This is a genomic window from Frankia sp. CoWAU3 (assembly GCF_977971855.1).
This window is the reverse complement of the sequence record NZ_CDWWXB010000214.1, coordinates 3,376-5,220: the sequence shown is the minus strand read 5'-3', so window position 1 is coordinate 5,220 and position 1,845 is coordinate 3,376. Positions and strand designations below refer to the sequence as shown.

1 protein-coding gene is annotated in these 1,845 nt (G+C 75.4%); it reads right to left on the bottom strand.

Features of this window, described 5'->3' with window-relative positions:
- A partial coding sequence (locus AC08ON_RS15600; protein WP_476617226.1) for an FAD-binding and (Fe-S)-binding domain-containing protein occupies positions 1-1,845 on the bottom strand: 1,845 nt, incomplete at both ends.

Genomic DNA, 1,845 nt, shown 5'->3' with positions numbered 1-1,845 from the left:
AATCCCATGACCGCGTGCTGGTGGCAGTGCGGCTGGGCAAGGATGCGCACCCCGTCGAGACGCGGCGGAGTCCAGCCGATGGTGTCGCCGAGCAGCTCGGCGAGGGTACGCACCGCACCGGCTACCAGCGCGGCGGCGGGGTCGCCCGCGAGCAGCTCGACGAGGTCGCCGCGCAGCACCGCCGTGCAAGACGGTTCCAGGCCGACGATCGGCGTCCCGGCCCGGGCGTACGGCGCGAGGCAGTCGACGGTCGCTCGCAACCGGCGGCGCGCACCGTCGAGCTGGCCGGTGGTGATCCAGGTGAGACCACAGCACGCTGGGCCCGGCGGCACGATCACCCGGTAGCCGGCGTCCGCCAGCACTGCCACGGCGGCCCGGCCGACCTCGGGGGAGAACGCCTCCGTGAACGTGTCGATCCACAGCACCACCTCCCGGCTGTGGGCCTCGCGCCTGTGGATCCCCCGCCCGTCGGCTGCTTGCCCGTCAGCCGGCCGCCCGTCAGCCGGGTACCCGTTTCCCAGCTCCGAGCCGCTTCCCAGGTCCGAGCCGCCGTGCTCGCGCCACCAGCGGCTGAACGGTTGCCTGGCGAAGGCCGGCACCTCGCGGCGCGCGTCCATGCCCCCCATCCGCAGCAGCAGCCGTCGCACCGCCGGTCCGGCCAGCACCGCGTTGACCAAGCGTGGCGCCCGCCCGGCGACCCGGGCCCATCGGGGCAACCAGCCGAGCACGTAATGGCTGACCGGCCGGAGCCGATGCCGGTAGGCGCGGAACAGCACCTCGGACTTGTACGTCGCCATGTCCACCCCGGCCGCGCAGTCGCGCGCGCACGCCTTGCACGACAGGCACAGGTCGAGCACCTCGGCCACCTCCGGGGCCCGGGCGCCCCCGGCACCTCCGCGGACCAGCGAGCCGTTCGCCATCTCCTGCAGCACCCTGGCCCGGCCGCGGGTGGAATCCTTCTCGTCGCGCGTCGCGAGGTACGACGGGCACATGAAGCCGCCGGCCGCCGGCGTGTCGGCCCGGCAGGTGCCCAGCCCGACGCAGCGGTGGACGGCCCGCCCGAACTCCCCCGCGTCGGCGGTGAAGGCGAATCCGCCGATGGTGGGCAGCGGGCGAGCCGCCGGCAGGCGCAGGTCGGCGTCGATCGGCCTCGGCCGGACCAGCACACCCGGGTTGAGAAGATCGTCCGGGTCGAACAGGGCCTTGAAACCGGCGAAGACGCCGAGCGCGACCGGCGAGTACATCCTGGCCAGCAGCTCACCGCGGGCCCGGCCGTCCCCGTGCTCACCGGATATCGAGCCGCCGTAGGAGGCGACCAGGTCGGCGGCCTCGGTCAGGAACGGGCGCAGGCGCCCCGGGGCCTCCGCCAACGGTAGATCAATCCGGATGTGCACGCAGCCGTCCCCGAAGTGTCCGTACGGCACCCCGTCGATCCGGTGCGCGCGCAGCAGGTCCTCGAAGTCACGCAGGTAGGCTCCCAGGCGCTGCGGCGGCACGGCCGCGTCCTCCCAGCCGGGCCAGGCTGGTTCCCCCGCCGCGGTCCGCCCGGCGAGACCCGCGCCGTCCTCGCGGATCCGCCAGAGGGCGCGGGTCTGCGGGCCGGTGGGCAGCACCCGGGCGGCCCTCGTGCCCGCGGCGGTCGCCAACGCCCGGCCGGCCGCGAGCGCCTCCGCCGGGCTCGCCCCACCGACCTCGACGAACAGCCAGCCGGTGCCGGCGGGAAGCTCCGGTACGGCCCACGGTCCCCGGTGCCGGCGCACGATGTCGACCAGGCGCGCGTCCATGCCCTCCACCGCCAGTGGAGCGTGCGGGAACAGCAGCGGCACGGCGTCCGCGGCGGCCGGC